This window comes from Algoriphagus persicinus, assembly GCF_035156415.1.
GTDB classification, from domain to species: domain Bacteria; phylum Bacteroidota; class Bacteroidia; order Cytophagales; family Cyclobacteriaceae; genus Algoriphagus; species Algoriphagus persicinus.
Genome location: NZ_JAYEEY010000004.1, coordinates 169,710 through 190,050 on the forward strand (window position 1 = coordinate 169,710; position 20,341 = coordinate 190,050).

Below are 20,341 nucleotides of genomic sequence, written 5' to 3' on the forward strand. Positions count from 1 at the left end.
AACTCGAAAGAATTAAAAATACTATTAAATCCGGAGCCTATACGCTCCGGGTTTTTGTGTCTGTTTGGAGAAAGGGGACTTTTTGGTTTAAATTGAGAAGATGGAACAAGACAAGCGACGGCACCAGCGACTGCGCGGATCCAGCTAAAAAATTTTAAGTTGGACCCCCTTCGGGGTTCTTTTAATAAACTCAAATACTTTTACCATGGGTTGCACCCATGGCTATTGAAATGTTTGATCCCTTCAGGATCACAAAGCAATTTTGGGAAACACAATTTCTGGAGAATCAGGACAAAAGAAAACCTTCGAGGTTTTGAAATCTCAAAGATTGGAGCACCACTGATCGGGTCCTGATAATTATCGTGGATGCAATCACGACCAGTAGTAAGGGAATTTGCAATTCCACATAGTACTGACTTAAGTCAAATCCAGTTTCTGAAGAAGCATAGTTAAATGGGGATCTACGCTGTTCGTGAGGACACGAACAGCGGCGAAAGTTCATTGAGGATTTAAGCCGTTGGTCATGACACCAATGGAGGCAATTCCGCATATCAGGTATTAGCCAAGTCCAGCTTCTGGAGAAGCAGGACGCACTCTGCGTAAACCTTTGCGAACTTTGCGGTTAAAACCAACAAAAGCCCGACTGAAATCAAATTCAGCCGGGCTTTTTAACAAGGTATAATTAGTGCTTACGCTGCGTTTCTTGCTGCATTTATAATCCCAAACATACTTCTTAAGATCAACTTTTGAAGTACTTCGGTGGACTTACCAGTTTCAAGGATTTTCTGAATAGCATATTGCTGCACAGTAATCAAGGGCAGTACGATTCGCTCACGGATTTCAATCGATTTTTTAATAACCTTATTGTCGCCCATCAATTCATCCATCGAAGAAACTTCCTTGAGCTTCTCTATAGATCTGAGGTACTCATCATACATAATTTCCCAAAACTCCCCGTAGTTCTTATCCTGCTTCAAATAAGCAGTGGCTGGATAGAAACACTTTGTAAGTGACTGCATAGAATTGCCAAGAAGTGCTCTAAAGAAAAGACTATTGTTGTAAAGCTCTTTCAACTCTCCCAATTTCCCTTTCTTTTCCAATACCTCCACGGCAGCTCCTACGCCGTAGAATCCTGGTATATTTTGCTTCATCTGCGCCCATGAGCCCACGAAAGGAATTGCCCGGAGATCCTCAAATTTCAGACCTTCACCCTTGCCTCTTTTCAATGGTCTTGAACCTATATTGGTCATACCAAAATACTTAAGCGGAGTCACATGCTCCAGATAAGGAACAAACTTAGGATGGCTTTTGAATTTTTTATAAGATTCATAGGCTTCACCTGCTAGCTCGTCGATCAATGCACGCTGCTCGGTATTTAGATTCTTATCCGCACCACCGTAAAGATGATTTTCCAAACCAGCACTTAGAAGTTGCTCAAAATTATAAGTACAAGAAGCTTGCTTGCCGTAATTTGCTGAAATAGTCTGTCCCTGGATAGTAACCTGGATTTCAGAGTTTTCTACTTTTTCTCCTAGAGAAGCGTAGAAGTTATGCATGTTTCCTCCACCACGTGCAGGAGGCCCACCTCTACCGTCAAAGAAGACGACTTCTATCCCATTCTCTCTTGAGACTCTGGTCATCTCCTCTTTAGCCCTTAGAATAGACCAGTTAGCTTGAAGGTATCCACCATCCTTAGTTCCATCGGAGAAGCCAAGCATAATGGTTTGCTTATTCCCTCTGAATGCCAAATGCTCTTTGTATTCAGGAAGATTGTATAGACTTTTCATGATCCCCGGCGCTTCTGCCAAATCATCGATCGTCTCAAAAAGAGGCACAATATCCAACGGAAGATTTTCCTTTTCTGCGCCCAGCGTCAGCTTTGCCAATTTGAAAACTTCCAACAGATGCTTTCGCGACTGGCAATTTGAAATAATGTAGCGGTTGAGAACTTCTTCTCCACTTTCCTGCTGGATTGAGTCTATCACTCCAAACGATTGAAGTATTTCTTGATTAAACTCGTCTTGAAAAGTGGATATCTCAGGGAGTTCGGTAAGACTCATGATCTGATCAATCTGTTCATCTTCCGTACCCTGAAGTTCTTTGCCTTGAAGCTGGAAAATCTCTTCTATCAGTGTATCGTGCTTGCGACTATCCTGACGCATGTCCATACATGCGAAATGGAAACCGAAGATTTTAACTTTCAGAATAAACTGATCCAAAATATCCAAGAAAAGTCCTTCGTGATACTTGATCAATCCTTCTCTGGCTGATAGTAAATCGGCAAGCAATTGCTCTTTGGTCTTATAGACCGGATCATTTTCAAACAAAGTAGCGTAAAGACCACGCTCAATAGTAATCAGGATTTCTTCTACGTGCTTGAAGGTCAATCTTCTTCGCACCTTGCGGACATCTTTGTAGTAGCATTTCAAAACCCACTTTTTGAGGCGGGCAGCTACTTGCTCGGTAATGGTATGTGTCACAAATGGATTGCCATCTCTGTCTCCACCTGGCCAAAATCCAACTTTTAGCAAGCCTGGGTTTTCCCAGTCGTGCAGAGGGATATTAAGAGATCCCAGTAGGCGAACCATGATATCTGAGATACTTTCATAGAAAATATTTTCCAGAAACCAGATTAGACTTACCGCTTCATCATAGGGCGTTGGCTTCTCTCGTTTGGTAAAACCAGTTTTCCCCAATTGCTGCAAAAGTGAATTAATCCTACCGATGTCATCCGTACGAATCGCATGCTCCAGATCGGTGATGATGGCCAATACATTACCGGGGTAGAACTGAGTAGGGTGGGCAGTTAGCGTGAGACGCACAGAGAAAGTCTTCAATTTCTCCACAAGCTCTTCTCGCTTGTTATCATTGTCAGTCCGGTCAATCAGAGCTTTGACTGTCCCTTTCCCATTCAGGTCATGGATCTTTTCATAAGCGGCATCTTCGATTGAGTCAAACAGAACGACCTGTCGCTCTACATATTGGATCATCTGAAAAAGCAAATCAGATTGCTGAACTTCCGTAGAGTCAGGCATCAATTCATCGAAAAACCCTGCAATAATTTCCTTGGGGGTTAATCCTTTTTGGAAACCATCCTGACAAGCCGTACCTAATATCGGAAGCAAGGTCCCTGTGCGGTAAATGTCATTGAAGGGAAGATCCAGAAATAAGCTGTTGTAAATCGTGAAGCGCTTGGCTACTTGGGTGTCATAGGTTTTATACATTATTCGTCTTCCGTTTTAATGGTTAAGCAAATTAGTAAAAATTATAAAAGCAGAAATAACTATTGACTATTCCTTAACAAATAATCTCATTCACTTCCTTTTTATTAACCACATCAGTAATTTCTCGATAAAACACAAAATATGTATTTCGGATTTTTCAATATCTTTCTGCCATGAAACAACCTCTCTTACTAGCTGCACTACTAGCCATATTTTTCGCCTGCACCACAGAAAAAACAACCGAAATGACCGAAACACCTATTACTTACTCTTTTTTGGTGGGCACATACACCGACCAGCTAAGCCAGGGGATTAATCAACTTGATTTTACTCCTTCGGAGAATAGACTTGAAGTTCGGACAATTTTCCCTGGTATTCAAAATCCTTCATTTGTAGTCGCCAATGCTGCTGGAGACAAGGTCTTCACTTTAGAAGAAATAGACAATGTACCGGGTGGAAATATAATCAGCTTGAGCCGCTCTTCCGAGGATCAAACTCTTTCCAAATTAAGTGAATTGCCCAGCTTTGGTGATCACCCCTGCTACATCGCCCTTTCTCCAAATGAGGAATTTTTGACAGTAGCGAATTACAGCGGCGGTAGTCTTAGTGCTTATAAAATTGCTGGGAACGCAGGATTAACGCACCTTCAGACTATTCAGCATGAAGGAAGCAGTATCAATCAAGCACGGCAAAGCGCTCCACATGTGCACAGCACGGTATTTAGCCCAGATGGTAAATTCTTGCTCGTGGCAGATCTTGGCACAGATCAGGTGTATGTGTATGACTTTGACCAAAATGCAACCGAACCGTTGACATTAAACAATGCTTTCGCAGTCACTCCAGGCGATGGGCCAAGACATCTGGTATTTTCAGGTGATGGCAAAGAAATCCTACTGGTGGAAGAGATGACTGCTATGCTGGATATCTTCAGTTTTGATGCTGGAAAAATCACTCCAAAACAAAGAATCTCTCTGGTTACCGAAGGATTTGAAGGTGACATAGGTGCAGCCGAAGTTCGACTTTCCTCTGATGGGGAAAATATTTACGTATCCAATCGCGGCGATGCAAATACAATTTCTGTAATCAGCAAAAAGGCTTCCGGTAAATACGAATTCACCCAGCAGATCTCATCTGGGGGAATTATGCCTAGGAATTTCAATTTGACTGCGGATGGTAAGTTTTTGCTTGCAGCGCATCAAGCGAGTGATGATGTAGTTGTATTTGAACGCGATGTAGAAACTGGGACACTAACCCAAACAGATTGGAAAGTGGGCGTCCATAGTCCTGTATATTTATTTAGGCTTAGCGACTAGGAAGGTCGCTCCCAAGTGAGAAGTGGATTATAATGGAGTTCACCCTGCTCTATTTCCAAGGGAGATTCCAAATTATTTTGGTACAACTTGCCTGTGCCAAGCCCTTGCGGAATCTTAGCATCCAAGCTATCTGCAAGTTGGGCAATAGCATTCAATCCAATGTTACTTTCTAGCGCTGAGGTCATCCACCAGCCTATCTTGCGCTCCTCAGCAAGTGTTATCCATTCTCGGGTTTCTACTATCCCACCAAGTAAAGTTGGCTTAAGAATGATATGCTGAGGCTGAATTGCATCAAGAAGTTCAGCTTTATTTTTCACTCCTATCAATTCCTCATCGAGTGCGATGGGTAGCGGAGTAGCTGCGCAAAGTTGCTTCATCGCTTTCCAATTCCCTACTGCAATTGGTTGCTCTATGCTATGCAAATCATAGTTGGCAAGTTGCTGAAGCTTGCTTAGCGCTTCTTTCTTCGAAAATGCGCCGTTTGCATCTACACGTAGCGTAATCTGATCTTTGGAAAAGCGAGCTCTGATGTAATCAAGCAGATCCAATTCTTGCCGAAAATCAATTGCGCCAATTTTCATTTTGATACAGTCAAAGTCTTGTTCCAGCTTTTCATTGATCTGCTCCAACATAAAGCCTTTTTCTCCCATCCAAATCAATCCATTAATAGGAATAGCCCTTTTCCCATCAAAAAACTCACCTCCAAGAATCTTCTTTCTACCGCCATTCCTCAAATCAAGAATCGCTGTTTCCAACCCAAACCTGATGCTAGGCAACTCAAAAGGAACGAGTTCTTGTAGCTGTTTTAAAACTCCTTCTTCAGGTTTCTCCCAATTTACATTCGAAATTTCCTTAAGTGTGCGCTGAAGTATCTGTTCAAAATCGGGACGATCATCCAAGCTCAATTTCACCAAGGGAGCAGCTTCTCCCCATCCCGTTATTTCGTGCTGTTCGGCATGAAAAGCTTTGATCCAAAACACCTCCTTGGTCTTCAAAACTCCTCTGGAAGTACCTGCATTAAACTTAAAAACCAATGTTCGCTTTAGGTAGTCAAAGGTAATTTTAGAAAAATCTGACATGGATTAAGAATAGTTTTGAAAGGTACATGAAATGACTTGGGCTATATTTGCAGGCAGAATTACACTTAGTTATGCAAATCCCATCAATTGATTTAAGCGAGTACGAATATACATTACCCGAAGAAAAAATCGCGAAGTACCCTTTGGCAAAGCGCGATGCCTCGAAACTTTTACATTATAAAAATGGTCAGATTTTACATCTGAATTTTAGCAACCTTCCAGATTTACTTCCCGCAGACACCTTGCTTGTGTACAATGACACCAAGGTAATTCCAGCCCGATTGATTTTTCAGCGGGAAACAGGTGCAAGAATTGAGATTTTTCTCCTTCAGCCAATTTCTCCTACGACAGTGATCCCAGAGATTATGCTTGCCAAGCATCCAGTGATTTGGGAAACTATGATCGGGAATGCTAAGAAATGGAAAGATGGAGAAATCCTAAAAGGGCTGATTCTTTTCAATGGTAGTTCGATAACTCTTCAAGCCAAATTATTTGATCGGGAGACACGTCAAGTGGAATTCTCCTGGGACAATCCTGACGTCGCTTTTGTAGATGTGGTAGAAGCAAGTGGTGAGGTTCCACTTCCTCCATATTTGAACCGCAAGCCTATCGAAGAAGACAAATCAAGGTATCAGACAGTGTACTCGGAAAAAGAAGGTGCTGTAGCTGCTCCCACTGCCGGACTTCACTTTACTGCTGAGATTTTCGAGCAGTTGAAGTCTAAAGGCATCAAAGAAGCACAAGTAACACTGCATGTGAGTGCAGGTACTTTTCAGCCGATCAAAGCCAGCGAGATCACTGAGCATCCCATGCATAGCGAGCAAATTCACGTCAACCGAGTAACAATTGAGCTTATCTTATCGAATTTAGGGAAAGTTGTAACGGTAGGGACTACGTCTGTGCGAACTTTGGAGAGCTTGTATTGGTATGGCGTAAAGTTACTTGAAGGCAAAGGGGACGATTTGAGAATTGAAAAGTTGTTTCCTTACGACACTAGGAAAAGCTTGCCAACTGCTAAAGATTCCTATGAAGCCATTCTTGAGTTTATGCATGAAAAAGGACTTGAAACTATCATCGGCACCACGGAGATCTTTATTTTTCCAGGATATGATTTTAAGGTAATTAACGGCCTAATAACAAATTTTCATCAACCAGGCTCTACCTTGATTCTTCTGATAGCTACGATACTTGGCGAAGATTGGAAGCGTGTCTATACAGAAGCCTTGGCAAATGATTATCGCTTCTTGAGTTACGGAGATAGCAGCCTACTCTGGATCCGCTAATCTTCCATTTTCAAAAAATCTAAATTTGCCTAAGAAGTCACTGTAAAATTCACCTTAAGCCATCTGAAGGCTAAATTCAGAGAACTCAGAGTAGTCGATTTCTTTCACCATCAGGATCATAGCATTTGTTAATTCTTGCTTACAAGCTCGAGCCTCGTATGCATAATATAGATCATTGGTCACAGAGATTTCTAAAGACCCAAAAAAACGAAAGAGCTCTTCTTCAGAATTAGATCGGATAATAACGCATCCATTGTTTGGGTCACATTTCTCAATCATGAAATTTGCAGTAGCTGTTTGGATTATCATAAAGTTGGCTTTGAATGGAAATCAAATTTAGCCAGGGCTTATGAAATATTTATACCCTATGTAGGGTATTTTTAATATTTCTAGAAGCTAACTGTCAAATTATTTGATTTGATTTTCAGACTATTAGACAAAAAGATTTGATCATAGAATTCCTATCTGTCAATGATTTGTTTAAATCTGATCAATTGACTTATATTTGCATCGATTTACAAAATGGATGTCGGAGAAAAAAGAGGCAGAAACCCTTAAAAAGACAAGGTTTATATTTTTGTAAAACGAAAAAACTAAGCCAAATAAAAATATTTAGAGAGTTGGGTGAGTGGCTTAAACCAGCAGTTTGCTAAACTGTCGTACGCCTCAACGCGTACCGGGGGTTCGAATCCCCCACTCTCTACAGATAAGTTCATAAACCCCTGTTTACGAGTGGTTTACAGGGGTTTTTTACATCAGTCACAAATTTTAATCTGGATTCATTTTTAAGATTTTTTTCAAGCAGATTTAATTCGCAGGTCTAGTTCCTTTTCCAAAAAAAAATTTGGTAAATTTTTTAATCAACCATGTTAATAGACTCCTATTCTTCCTTCCTAGAATTTGTTGAAGCCTTTGATACTTCCTTTACTAAGGAACTAGGGACTTTAAAAGCTGAATGCATTACTGGATAAAAACTCAATCACAGACTATTAATGGTCTGGATTCTTTCAAACTATTTACTTGATTGCAATTGCAGCTCTCACAGGTTTGGACCCAACTGTCAAAATCATCAATAAAGCGAAGTTGTCATCAACAAAGCAAATAACCCAACCGAAATCTGGGTTTTGTACGTGAGGTGTCCTCTCATATCTCTTGCTTCTTGACCTTCAATAATCACTAGAAACTACTTTCTAAGCAACAGTTTTCTTACTCGTTCCTCAAGCTCTCAATAGGATTCACGGTTGCCGCTCTGTAAGCCTGCGTAAAGACTATGACTAAGCTGATCAACAATATCGCTCCCACTCCAATCCCAATCGGGACTATACCTATGCTGACACGTGATGCAAAGAAATTAAGCCATAGATTATTGATGAAATAAGCCGAAGGGACAGCTACCAAAATGGCAATTCCTAACAACGACAAAAACGTTTTGGACAATAAAAATATAATCTGCGAAATGCTGGAACCCAGTGTTTTTCGGATTCCGATTTCTTTGATTCTGGTTTGGGCAGTATAAGTTGCCATGCCCAATAGGCCGAGGCAGGAAACAAAAACCGCTAAAAATGAAATTAATCCGATGACGGAAGTCACATCACCCAGTACCTGATGGATAAACAACAATTCTTCATCCAGGTATTTGTAAGAAAACTTTGAATTTGGATTTACCTCTTTCCACGAAGCTTCAAGAGCTGCCAATGTTTGTGCTTGATTTCCATTGGATATTTTTACCAAGGCAAAACCTAATGCACTTTCCCTGTTTCGTAAAACCAAACTTTGAATCTCCCGATCAGGAGAAAGGAACTGAAAGTCTTTGACCATGCCAGCTACTTGAAGATTTTGGAATTCACCTCCATTATTCAGGCCCAATTGCTTTCCTATTGCTTCCTCAATGCTTCCTAAATTGAAGTTTTTAACAGATTCTTCGTTGATCAATATGAGATTTTCACTGCCTTCCTCGGGTAGGTTATTTCCGGCCAGAATTTCCAAGTTAAGCACTTCAATTGCTGATGAATTAATATCAAAAAAATTGCTGGAAATACTATCCAAGGGAAAATCCGGATTCACTACTTCCGTCCCAAAATTCCAACCACTGGCTGGAATCAAAGAAGTCGCTCCTACCTTTGTCACTGATGGATTGGATGCAACTGCCTGCGCAAACCTTAAATAGTTTTCAGATTTAAAGAGCTTGACAGTGACAATATTTTCCTTTTCAAATCCATAATCAAAATTTAGAATGTGCTTAGACTGAGACTGGATTAGCACCACCGAAATGATAAAAATCAAAGAGATGGAAAACTGAATCACCAACAGAATATTGCGGATTCTCATGCTTTTGAACATCCTGACTCCACTCAGCTTATTGAACAAATTAATAGGATTCAACTTGGAGACATAAGAAGCGGGAAGGAAGCCGGCCACGACACCAACCACGATACTGAATCCAATGAAAATCAACACACCTAGTAAATTTTGTTTGAAGGAAATTTTTAGATACTGATTAAAGGTCATTCCTTCCACGCCCTTTTCGAGTACCTGAAGAAGAAGGATTGCCAGGACCAGTGAGCATAGGGAAATCAGGACCGCCTCGGTGATAAACTGCACAAAAACCTGTCTCTTATTCGCCCCCGACACCTTTCTGATTCCTACCTCCCTGATACGGGTAAGTGCCCGAGCCACCGACATATTGGTATAATTCAGGCAGGCCGAGAACATCACAATCAGGCAAAGAATCCCTAAAATCATAAGCACAACTTTTGGAATAGCCACGTGAGTTGTATTTCCAATTATACCAATTGGCGTTATATCTTTCAAAGCCACAGCTTTAAAGGAGTGTTTGTTTGCATATTTGGATCCGTATATTTCCTCTGAAATTTTATCCAAATTGGTCTGAAAGTCGCTTTTGCTTTGACCCTCCCTCAATAAAACATAAGTGTAATTGGTTTAGACATTATCCCAGTCATCCTCACCGTTGCCAAATACCGAGCCTTCAGGAAGCGATTTCATGGTACTCAAAGATGCCAGCAGTTTAAAAGGCAGGTGTGTCTTGCCGGGAGTTGGATTAAGCACCCCTGTAATGGTAAAATAGCCGAAATCCGTTTCGATGTTGCCTTCCTCGATATCAGTCGCTTTGATATCCTTGTCATGGAAACCGACGATCTTGCCCAGGGCTGATTCATTTGCAAAAAGTATCTCTGCCAAATCTGAGGTAATCACCAATGAATAAGGCTCAATCAATGCAGTGTTAGGATTACCCTCTTTGAATGAAAAATCCAGTATTTTAAAGAGATTTTCATCAGCGAAATAGCCTCCTCCTGATGCAAATTTCTCATCATAGATGATGTCCCCACCGATTTCCTTATTGATGCCGGCAGCCACCTCAATCATTGGATATTCTCTTATTAGCTTTTCAGCCAAAGGCAAAGCCGAACTTGCAGTTTCTCCTTGATTTTCCTGATAGCGAGTGGTATGAACTCTATATATCCGATCCTTTTTGCTATGGTAGGTGTCATAACTATACTGGTCCATCACAATCATGATGATGAGTAAGCAGATGGACATACTCACTGCCAACCCTAGAATATTGATCAGGCTAAAGGATTTGTTCCTTATTAGATTTCTCCAGGCGATCTTTATGTAATTTGAAATCATTTTTTTAAGACTTTAAATTGGAAACTCAGGTTTCTCCCATTTGATCTGTTTCTCTTGCTTCTTGCCTCTTAATTCTCACTTCTTACCACGACCACGTACTATTTAATAACCTTATCAATCACTCTCAAGCTATTCAGCGGATTCATGAGCGCCTCTTTTGACATCCTATAGCTCTCTAATGAACTGGCCTCCAAAATTTACACTAAGTCAATCTTTTACTCTCTCTTGATTCTAGGATCTTGGTGCTAATGTCTAATATCTTCTGTCTTGATACTTGTAAATAACTGCTGACTTCTAGACCTGCTATTTCAATCAAATTCCAGATTTATACTTCCGCCTGAGCTTTGCATAGTTACAGGAATTCCTCCTCCATTGATTTTACCCAGAATTCTATCCTTTTTCACTTCTCCGCTGAAATTGGAAAGTTTGGAATTCACCCTACCTCCACTAAGATCAAGATCCAGCCCCAATCCCTCTGGAACTACCGCCGTGATGCTTCCTCCACTGCTCTTCATGGTAAGTTCTTTCTCCACATTTGAAAGCTGAGCTCTGATAGATCCTCCACTCGTAGTTGCCAAAATGCTACCATTGATTTCTGATAAATTCACGCTACCACCTGAAGTATTCACTTTCAAATCACCTGTGAGCTGGTTGACTTTTATAGAACCTCCACTGGTTTGCACATCAACGTTCCCCTCGAAGTTTTCAAGTTTAAAGGAGCCCCCGGAACTGTGTGTATTTACATAGCCTCTGCTATTTAAAACTTGGATACTTCCCCCGCTTGTCGCTATTTCCTGCTCTCCGTTCAGTGCATCCACTGAAATCGATCCACCGCTGGATTGGAATCTAGAAGACATTTCCGTTGGTACTTGAATCCTAAATGAAAGACTCAATTTACTTCGACCACTATTATTTTTCTTTTTCACACTTACAGAAATGGTGTTTCCCGATTGGCTAATGTCCAGGTTATAATTATCCAATTCCCGCTCTACCTCCGCATCCTCCATTTCGATTTCCCGTCCATTCAGCTTCACATACATATCGACGATTACTTGGCTTCCACTTGCGCCAGTAACGGCTATGGAAGAGCCTGAAGTTTCTACCTTAAGGTTACCTTCACCATTAAGTCTAAACTTCTTGGTGAGATAAGGATCTGCTTTAAAGTCAGTTGCAAAAACAGAGGATTGCAAAACGAAAACTAGCAGTAAGAAAGTTGAGGGAAATTTTAAGAGTTTCATGAGCGTTGGGATAAAAATTTACAGTTGACAGTAAGTCTATTCCCATTAGTATGCCACTACAAAAAGTTAATGATTTCGCTGGAAATAGACATTTTTGAGTTATCAGCCGTCTATCTCGGACAGTTTTGTTCGTTCTCGGGCAAATTGATTCAAGTCTGCTGGCTTGAACTAGTGAGCTGTGTCTTGATCTGAAACGTGTTTGGTTCAAGTTCTGGAGACTTAATTTATCTACAGATGAATACAGCTTAAAGTTTCAAGACATCAAACTTTTGGATGCAAAAACACAAACCGATTTGTAAGAATCTTATACTTTTTAGAACATAACCAGCACTTTAAGCAGTGGATTTTTAACAATTTTATGTAGTTTAATTGCAAAAAAATATTTTTATGTACGTAAAACGCTATTACAGTTTTTGGATGACAATTCGCTGGTCCAAATATTCATTGATTTATGGTGTACTGTATTCCTTTGTCATCATCGTATTATACGAGCTCACTTCCATTCCCTTTTCACTACCCTGGCAACCAATATCTGTAATTGGCGTAGCCGTAGCCTTCTTTTTAGGTTTCAAAAACAACAGTTCCTATGATCGAACTTGGGAAGCCCGAAAAATCTGGGGATCAATAGTCAATGAAAGCAGAACATTTGCAACGGGAATTCTCAGCCTACCAAGTAAAGAGATGCCCTTTGAAAGCAAGCGAAACATAATCCACAGACACCTCGCCTGGCTTTTGGCACTCAAGCATGTGATGAGAATTGAAAAAACTTGGGAACATAACCTACCGGTAAATAAGCTGAATTTCATCCCAAATTTCATCAAAGAATATAACGATGGCATCTTTGATGAAATCGAAAAATACCTCTCTGAAGAGGAACTATCGAATTTGAAAAACCTTTCTAATATTCCTTCGCAACTACTTAAAATCCAATGCAAGGAAATTGGAGACTTAAAAGAGCAGGGGTATCTCAGTGATTACAAGCATGTTTGGCTTCATCAGTTGCTCGGCAACCTATATACCCATCAAGGAATGAGCGAAAGAATCAAAAACTTCCCATTTCCAAGGCAATATGCATCCACAGGTTTATGGATCACCTATATATTTTGTGGGTTGATTCCCTTCGGTTTATTGGATATCTTTGAGCAGTCGCGAGCCTTGCATTACTGGTTGACCATCCCATTTTCCGCGATTATTATCTGGACATTTTTCGTAGTGGATAGAATAGGAGATTATTCAGAGAATCCATTTGAAGGTGGTTATAACGATGTGCCAATTTCATCTATTTCAAGAGCCATTGAAATTGATCTGCTAGAAATGCTGGAAGAAGAAAATATCCCAAAACCTTATGCTGTCGAAAATGGATTTTTGATGTAGGGGATTAAAAGTAATTATCTTGATTTAAAATCATCTGCAGAAATCCGCGTCCGTTTCGGTGTCAACCTGCCTAGCGGCAGTCAGGTCTGCGGGAACTACATGAATACTTTAAGAAAAAAAATCCCATAAACATCGCTACTTATGGGATTTGATTCAACTTATTTTGGTTTACCGCCTTCTGATACTACTTGATCCCGAAGTCCTGATATTACCTAATTGTGGAGAACCAGCGTAAATCACATCTCCAGACCCTGAAGCACTCACAGATACCTTTCCCAAATCACCTACATGGGTATCTCCAGAACCTGACTTGCTTACTTCCAATTCGCCTATTGCTAGATTTTCTCCATGAAAATCACCGGATCCAGACTGCTTGATTTCAGCTTGATCCACGGAGCCACCTTTGATCTTAAGATCAGCAGAACCAGAAATAGAAACTGACAACTCCTGTGCTTCCAGCTTATCCATTATGATGTCGCCAGAACCCGAAAGTCCAGCATAAAATGCTTCTGATCTCACCGGGGAAGTCACCTCTAATGTACCAGAACCTGAGCATTTCACGCCTTCAAGCTCCTTGTAGGTGATGAAGAATTTCAATTTGACATTATTATAACTTCCTCTCACCAAGCCTACATTTAGCACGTCTCCATCAATCTCCGTTTTGACTTTGCTCAGGTCCACGCCTTTTGCTTCGATCCTGACTTCTTCTTTACTCCCTTCTTTGAGTATAACTTCCCAGCTACCGCCGGAGTGTACTTTAGTGAAATGTCCGGGAGTTCTTGTTTCGGAAGATTGCGCATGGACGCAGGCATTCATTACAAAAAGCAAGAATACTGCAGTAACTAATTTTGTATAGATTTTCATTTTTACACAGTGTTTATAGATTGTAAGATTTTAAAAATGGAAAATTACTTAGTCATCAAGTTGAAAAGACCCTGAGGCATTAACTTTTGAAGGATAATTAAGCTCTCCCTTATCAGATGCAGTTTTCTCTGAAAAGGTTACAGCTGCTCCTCAACTCTCAGATCCTGCATCTGGATTCTTCCCTCTCTAATCTGCGTTCTCGACTTTCGGCTCTCTACTCTTGGTTCTTGTTTCTTGTTTCTTGTTTCTAAACTACTCTGTCTTTATACTTTTCACAGGATCGGCCCAAGCAGCTTTCAGAGACTGTGACATCACAGTAATACCTGCTATTACTCCAGCGATCAATCCCGCCCATAAGAATACTGTCCAACTGATGTCGATTTTATAAGCGAAGTCCTCAAGCCAGCTAGACATCCCAAACCAGGAAATGGGTATAGCGATAATGAACCCAATCAGGACCAACTTCAGAAAATCCTTACCCAACAAAAACAGAATATTTGCGGTTTCCGCTCCCATCACCTTTCTGATGCCTATTTCACGGGTTCGCTGCTGCGTCGCAAATGTAGTTAGACCAAATAATCCCAGAATAGAGATGATCACAGCCAATCCAGAGAAGAAGGTGAAAATGGTTTTCACCCGCTCTTCTGCTTCATATTGTCTGTTGAATCCCTCATCTACAAATAAGGGCTCAAATGGAAAATCAGGCCTAAGCGCTGCCCATTCCTCCTGCAAATACGCCAATGTTTGTTCCTTATTGTCAGCGTTGATCTTTAAGCTGATCCGATTATTTCTACCCTGAGAAATCATAAAAACAATGGGTACTATCGGCTGATGTAATGATTCAAAATGAAAGTTTTTCATCACTCCAGTTACAAAGCCCCTTTTCCCTCCATAATGGAATTTTTTACCTATCGCCTCTTCTGGACTTGTCCAGCCGATCTCTCTGATGGCAGCTTCATTTAGAATAAAAGCCTCTGTAGAATCACTTGCCAGCTTGTAATCAAAATCTCTACCTGCAACTATAGGAATTCCATAGGTACTTAGAAAATTATGGGCCACATGAACATCTGCAATTCGCACATCAAGCTGTGTCATCTCCCCACTGACTTCGGCCGTACTTCCCTGAGAATCCAAGAGTCTGCCAGATGGTACTCGACTGGAAACGCTGACGGCATTGATCCCTTGATGTCTTTCCAATCTGTCCTTGATGAGCAGGAAATTTTCTTGAATGGCTGGGCTGGAAGGAAGCACGACGATATCTTCTTTCTCGAATCCTAAATCCTTGCTCTGCATGAAATCCAGTTGACGAACAACCACCAACACTGCTACGATCAGCACTACAGAAATCGCAAATTGTCCAACAACCAAAACGGAGCGGAACTTCTCATGTCCTTTCCCAGCTTTGAAAGCCCCCTTGAGTACTTTGGCAGGTGAAAAACCTGAAAGGAATAATGCAGGATAGCTTCCCGATACTAAACCTACGATCAGTACCAAGGTGACTAATCCCAGCACATATTCAGGATTTTGTATGAAGTTTAGACTAAATTCTTTTCCAGTGAAATTGGAAAATGTAGGTAAAAACAGATAGACCAAAATCAGAGCGAAAATCATCGAAATCGTCGTCATCATAAATGATTCCCCCATGAATTGTCTAATGAGCCTACTCTTATCTGCACCCATGACTTTGCGCAAGCCAACTTCCATAGATCTCATAGAGGATCTGGCAGTGGATAAATTCATAAAGTTGATACAGGCAATAAGCAATATAAATAGTGCGACAGCCAAATAGACATAGACATAATCAATATTGCCATTAGCCTCCATCTCAGAGTCCAGATTTGAATACAAATGCACATCTGTCATCGGCCACATAAAGAGCTTTGTACCTTTTGAGGCAGGTATTCCCGACTGATATTCGCCCATGTGCCTATCTATGAGTTCTGGAAGTCTTGCTTCAAATGCTTCGTAATCTACTCCTTCATTGAGCATTACATAGGTGGAGAAGTTATTGCCTCCATAATTGCTCATAAATGCATCCTGCCCCCCATAAAAATCTATAACTGGAGCCATGGAAGCTAGAAATTCGGCATGGAAATGAGAATTATCAGGCATATCTTCCATTAGTCCGCGAACCTGAAAAGTAGCCTCTTGCCCAGCGATGTATAAATCCAATTCCTTGCCTATGGGATTCTCTTCCCCGAAATACTTATGGGACATGGATTCGGTGATGATCAGTCCGTCTGAATTAGCCAGTGCTTCCCTAGACTCGCCCTCAATCATCTTAAATGAGAAAATGTCAAAAACCTCTGGGTCAACGAAGTAAAAGTTCTCCTCTTCAAATGCATTATCCTCATATTTCACCAAAGGATCATAGTGGAAAAATCTCCCTACTGCTTCTACGTCTTCGCTAAAATCAGATTGGATCAAAGGCCCAAAAGGTGGAGCGGCATGTCCTAGGTGCAAGCTGATCTCCCCGTCTGGATTGAACCAAGCTCGGGAAACTCTGTATATCCGATCGGAATTTGCATGGTACTTATCGTAGCTCAGCTCATGCTGTACAAATAGGAATATCAAAATACTAACAGCCATTCCCACCGCTAGTCCAAACACGTTGATAAACATGTAGAGTGGGTTTTTTCGTGTATTTCGCAGGAGTATTTTAAAGTAGTTTTTGAGCATGATTTGACGGATTGAAAAATTATAGAGTGGTATAGTTGTAGGGTAATAAAGTGGTGAAGTCAAAATCTTGATTCTTGGCTCTAATCACTTGATTCTTCAGTTTTGATACCTAATACTTGCTACTTTCTTATCACCTTACTTGAGCCGGAGCTTGCTATTTTTTTGTTTTCCGGATTGCCTTTGTAGTACACATTCCCAGATCCAGACGATCCCACGGTGAGGTTTTCGCTTGCGCCAATAGATGTGTTACCCGAACCGGATTTACCGATTTTTACTGACTTAGCCATCAATTCCAATCCGTCGAAATCTCCTGAGCCAGACTGGCCAATATTAGCAGTATCTGCACTTCCTCCTTCTACATACATATGTCCAGAGCCGCTCATTCCTACATTCAATGACCCGACGTTGAGCATCATCACCCTTACATTTCCGCTTCCAGATTGTCCAATATTAAATTTGTCGGAGTTAATATTTGATTCCAGAGTCATATTTCCAGAACCACCAGAACCTATACTTTCTAATTCCCGCACAGTTACGTAAGCATCAAAATTGACATTTCGATGATTCCCTTTTTCCAGTTTGATCTCAAGCTTTCCATTTCTCACTTCGGTGATAACTTTCTTCAGATCAAAACCTTTGGACTCTAGCCTAACTTCATCTTTAGAACCAATGGTGATGTACACATTCCAGCTTCCGCCAGATTCTATTGCAGTGAAATCCCCAGGAGTTCGGGTTTCTGTTTGAGCTTGCGCTGAGAGCCCTAAGAAAAATAGAAATAGGACTAGTGAGGTTATCTTTGAGATATTCATAATGGATTTCGTTTTGTTCTAATGCATACTTTTCAGAGATTGTGCCAATGGCAAATGGTGCTCTCAAAGCATAATTAACAGTATTTCACTGAGTTGAACTGTCCGAGCAAGAGGAGTTTTGTGCGCAGGCGAACATTTTTAAAAGCTGAGAGCTTTGCTTATTTTCTCCAAAAAGCACTCAGTAAAAATCATTACCACAGTAATCGGGTAAATTCATATGATTATAATTTAGATTTCTTAGTTAAACGTCTGCGGAATTCGAAAAAACACCTAAAGGATTTAATAATCGTTCTCTTAAGTATCGCTTGCGTCATGTTCAATTTCTTTTGTTCTTTTGCCTTGACGCAATGGGGATGGAGCGTGAATAAAATGTCCGGTGGACATTTTTAGGGAGAGGCCAGATTGCGGGTGGGAAAGTCAATACGCCAGCAAAGCTTCACCCCGCAGGCCAGCCGCCTGGCTCGCTGCTGCAACAGCCTTACGCGCCCTAAGAAAAAGCATATCTGCTGTTGCGGTGTATGCTGGAATATAATCATCCCCCTGTGTGTTCCCGAAGGTACGGGATCATGGGTATTTCATGTGATTGTAATTGTTTTTCAAAGGCCATAACCTGTCCCGAGACGAAGGAAACGGGATAGCCTGTCCCGATCCGCCGCGGCGGATCGGGAGAATCTCGCAGGTTGATAATCAATCCTCTGTGTGTCGCCTACGACATGCTCGATTTTATCTTACAAAATTTAGTGGAATTTTTACATGAAGGGAGTGCTCAGTCTTTTGATTTATAAGCAATCAAACGCATATTTACCTAATCATCCTGATCACTACCCAAGAATTAAATACTCATCTAAAACTGCTTTATGATTCCATACTTATTGGTTTGGATTTTAACTTTTTCATTACCGGTACAGCATTCCCAAATAGATAGTCTGAAAATGATTTCGGAGCAGACAGACAATGATTCTATCAAGGCTTCCAGTCTATATAATCTTAGCAAGCTGTACTATACTTTTGATCAGGACTCGGCTATTCTATTTGCCAGTGAAGCAAAGAAAATCTCCCAAAAATCAGGTAACCAAAAGATGGAAGCCAATTCTCTGAATATTATAGGCGTTTCTTATCTTATCAAAGCCGATTTTGAGCAGGCATTAAGTACGCATTTCGAGGCGCTGGATATCAGAGAAGCTATCCAGGACAGCGTGGGAATGATAGAGTCCACGATGAACCTTGGCAATATCTATTATAGACTAAATAATCCTGAAAAAGCAGCTATACAGTATAGTGAATCCCTAAAATTAGCTCAAAAACTTAATCACGAGCGAGCCATGAGCCTCCTTTATAATAATCTAGGAAGCTATCACCTAGATAGATGGTTGTCATTTGAGGGGGACGATGACTTCAAAAAGACAAAGGATTATTTAGAGAAATCTAAAATTATCAAAGAAAAACTACTGGACAAGCGTGGGCTTATCAATACCCTTCTTCAACTCGGTGAGGTGTATTATAAATCAGGAGAGAAGACAAAAGGAATCCAAATGCTGACAAAGTCATTGGAATATGCGGAGGACTTAAATGATACCGAAGGAAGGCTATCTTCTCTTGGAACGATGTCAGATTATTACAGAGATAATAATTCCATATCTACTGCCATGGAATATGCAAGGCAGGCTTATGAGATTGCTGAAGACACAGACTCTTACTATCAGATCGCATTAGCTGCAAGTAGAATGGCTAACCTCTCAGCTTTATCTCAGGACTTTAAAAATGCCTATGAATACTTACAGGTGAAGCAAGCCAGCAATGATTCCGTTTTCAATAAAACCAGACAGAAAATCCGTGAAGAGTTGGGCGTCCAATACGAAAGCGAAAAGAAGGAACTGGAAAATCAACAGCTCATCAAAGTTGGAGAGCTTTCAGAATTGGTAATTCAGCGAAAAAATGAACTGCTAATCTTAGCGATAATAGTGGGAATACTCTTGCTTGCTCTGGCTTGGCATCAACGGGTAATTAACCAAAAACTCCGTACAGCTCATAGCGAACTTGAGCGATTTAATGCGAAAGTACAATCTCAAAATCAGCAGATACAGCAGCAAGCAACGGACTTGGAAAGCACCAACCTTGCCCTGAAGAAAGCGAACAAATTCCGCGATAAGCTTTTCTCCATCATCTCCCACGATCTGCGCACTCCTTTTGCCTCGCTCAACAACTCCCTTGATCTCTGGCAAGCAGGTGAACTCAGTCAGGAGGAGATGGATTTTATTCTCTCCAATATTGCCAGTAATACGAGAACCTCCTCCATACTTCTCTCCAACCTGCTCAAGTGGGCCAGAACACAAATGAGTTCGGAGCAGGTGGAAAACACTGAGATAGCCCTGTCAGCGCTCATTTCAGAAAACCAAAGTTTATTTGCCAAGCAACTTGATCAGAAACACCTGCAACTAGAAAATCATATCCCTGCTGAGTTGACAATCACAACCGATCGGGAAAGACTTAATTTTATCATTCGAAATATCCTTTCCAACTCCATCAAGTTCACCCCAGACGGCGGAGTCATCACCGTAGAAATGGATTTTCAGTATCCCAAGTCCTTCCTGATTAGAGACAGTGGCATTGGCATGAGCCAGGCTCAGATAGATAGCCTTTTCAACAAAAAGCAGTACTCATCAGCAGGTACTAACGGCGAACAAGGAACCGCAATCGGATTGATGCTCTGCAAAGACTTTGCAGACAGCATAGGCGCCACTATCAGTGTAAGTAGTGAGGCTGGGAAAAGTACGACTTTTCGAGTGGATCTTTAAAGAAATACTAGAAAATATTAGAATGCCAACATGTG

The 20,341-nt window shown here is 41.0% G+C and carries 13 protein-coding genes and 1 tRNA gene; 5 read left to right on the forward strand and 9 right to left on the reverse strand.

Annotated features, from left to right (window positions below; translation table 11 throughout):
* Positions 1 to 689: 689 nt before the first annotated feature.
* Positions 690 to 3,224: a phosphoenolpyruvate carboxylase gene (locus tag U3A58_RS05020; RefSeq protein ID WP_323822301.1), complete on the reverse strand. Its 2,535-nt coding sequence runs from the start codon at positions 3,222 to 3,224 to the stop codon at positions 690 to 692.
* 173 nt (positions 3,225 to 3,397) lie between these two features.
* Between U3A58_RS05020 and U3A58_RS05025 the strand changes: the two genes are divergently transcribed.
* Positions 3,398 to 4,537, forward strand: coding sequence for a lactonase family protein (locus U3A58_RS05025; RefSeq protein WP_323822302.1), 1,140 nt, complete (start codon positions 3,398 to 3,400; stop codon positions 4,535 to 4,537).
* Here U3A58_RS05025 and U3A58_RS05030 read toward each other — a convergent pair.
* Positions 4,534 to 5,616, reverse strand: a complete 1,083-nt coding sequence (locus U3A58_RS05030; protein WP_323822303.1) for an o-succinylbenzoate synthase — start codon at positions 5,614 to 5,616, stop codon at positions 4,534 to 4,536. The genes U3A58_RS05025 and U3A58_RS05030 overlap by 4 nt on opposite strands.
* A gap of 71 nt (positions 5,617 to 5,687) precedes the next feature.
* Between U3A58_RS05030 and U3A58_RS05035 the strand changes: the two genes are divergently transcribed.
* Positions 5,688 to 6,899 (forward strand): S-adenosylmethionine:tRNA ribosyltransferase-isomerase, encoded by a 1,212-nt coding sequence (locus U3A58_RS05035; RefSeq protein WP_323822304.1) that lies wholly within the window; start codon positions 5,688 to 5,690, stop codon positions 6,897 to 6,899.
* Positions 6,900 to 6,953: 54 nt separating this feature from the next.
* On the opposite strand, the gene U3A58_RS05040 is transcribed toward U3A58_RS05035, so the two are convergent.
* Positions 6,954 to 7,208 (reverse strand): hypothetical protein, encoded by a 255-nt coding sequence (locus U3A58_RS05040; RefSeq protein WP_323822305.1) that lies wholly within the window; start codon positions 7,206 to 7,208, stop codon positions 6,954 to 6,956.
* Between the two features lie 305 nt (positions 7,209 to 7,513).
* Between U3A58_RS05040 and U3A58_RS05045 the strand changes: the two genes are divergently transcribed.
* Positions 7,514 to 7,602, forward strand: a tRNA-Ser gene (locus U3A58_RS05045).
* 503 nt (positions 7,603 to 8,105) lie between these two features.
* Here U3A58_RS05045 and U3A58_RS05050 read toward each other — a convergent pair.
* The 3 genes from U3A58_RS05050 to U3A58_RS05060 all read right to left on the reverse strand — a co-directional run bounded on the left by U3A58_RS05050 (position 8,106) and on the right by U3A58_RS05060 (position 11,785).
* The gene (locus U3A58_RS05050) at positions 8,106 to 9,710 is read right to left on the reverse strand and encodes an FtsX-like permease family protein (RefSeq protein WP_323822306.1); all 1,605 of its coding nucleotides are present in this window, start codon (positions 9,708 to 9,710) and stop codon (positions 8,106 to 8,108) included.
* 129 nt (positions 9,711 to 9,839) lie between these two features.
* Entirely contained in the window at positions 9,840 to 10,547 is a 708-nt protein-coding gene (locus U3A58_RS05055; RefSeq protein ID WP_323822307.1) for an ABC transporter permease, read from the reverse strand.
* 308 nt (positions 10,548 to 10,855) lie between these two features.
* Positions 10,856 to 11,785, reverse strand: a complete 930-nt coding sequence (locus U3A58_RS05060) for a DUF4097 family beta strand repeat-containing protein (RefSeq protein ID WP_323822308.1) — start codon at positions 11,783 to 11,785, stop codon at positions 10,856 to 10,858.
* Between the two features lie 387 nt (positions 11,786 to 12,172).
* Between U3A58_RS05060 and U3A58_RS05065 the strand changes: the two genes are divergently transcribed.
* Complete coding sequence (locus U3A58_RS05065) at positions 12,173 to 13,159, forward strand: bestrophin family protein (protein WP_323822309.1); 987 nt, start codon at positions 12,173 to 12,175, stop codon at positions 13,157 to 13,159.
* Positions 13,160 to 13,327: 168 nt separating this feature from the next.
* Here the strand turns inward: U3A58_RS05065 and U3A58_RS05070 are convergent, their stop codons facing one another.
* From U3A58_RS05070 to U3A58_RS05080, 3 genes are all read right to left on the reverse strand, one after another.
* Positions 13,328 to 14,023, reverse strand: coding sequence for a head GIN domain-containing protein (locus tag U3A58_RS05070; RefSeq protein ID WP_323822310.1), 696 nt, complete (start codon positions 14,021 to 14,023; stop codon positions 13,328 to 13,330).
* A 252-nt stretch (positions 14,024 to 14,275) separates the two neighbouring features.
* Entirely contained in the window at positions 14,276 to 16,702 is a 2,427-nt protein-coding gene (locus tag U3A58_RS05075) for an ABC transporter permease (RefSeq protein ID WP_323822311.1), read from the reverse strand.
* A gap of 119 nt (positions 16,703 to 16,821) precedes the next feature.
* Entirely contained in the window at positions 16,822 to 17,511 is a 690-nt protein-coding gene (locus tag U3A58_RS05080; RefSeq protein WP_323822312.1) for a head GIN domain-containing protein, read from the reverse strand.
* A gap of 857 nt (positions 17,512 to 18,368) precedes the next feature.
* On the opposite strand from U3A58_RS05080, the gene U3A58_RS05085 reads away from it, so the two are divergent.
* Entirely contained in the window at positions 18,369 to 20,306 is a 1,938-nt protein-coding gene (locus U3A58_RS05085) for a tetratricopeptide repeat-containing sensor histidine kinase (protein WP_323822313.1), read from the forward strand.
* The last annotated feature ends 35 nt before the right edge of the window (positions 20,307 to 20,341 follow it).